Annotated in this window: 1 protein-coding gene; it reads left to right on the top strand. The window is 44.2% G+C overall.

Going from position 1 to position 242, the window contains the following annotated elements; genetic code table 11:
• Window positions 1-242, top strand: a 242-nt coding sequence (locus Q4548_RS16970; RefSeq protein ID WP_303457258.1) for a thrombospondin type 3 repeat-containing protein, incomplete at both ends; no start/stop codon positions are given.

The following is a 242-nucleotide window of genomic DNA, read 5'->3' as shown; positions in this document are numbered from 1 at the left end:
GACGATGCAGACAACGACGGAATTACTGATGATGTAGACAACTGTGTGAACACAGAGAACCCAAATCAGGAAGATGCTGATAATGATGGAATTGGAGATGCTTGTGATGACGATGCAGACAACGACGGAATTACTGATGACGTAGACAACTGTGTGAACACAGCAAACCCAAATCAGGAAGATGCTGATAATGATGGAATTGGAGATGCTTGTGACGACGATGCAGACAACGACGGAATTAC

The sequence above is a fragment of the Wenyingzhuangia sp. 2_MG-2023 genome (assembly GCF_030548295.1).
GTDB lineage: Bacteria > Bacteroidota > Bacteroidia > Flavobacteriales > Flavobacteriaceae > Wenyingzhuangia.
The sequence above is the reverse complement of the archived record's forward strand: the minus strand, read 5'-3'. Positions and strand labels throughout refer to the sequence as shown.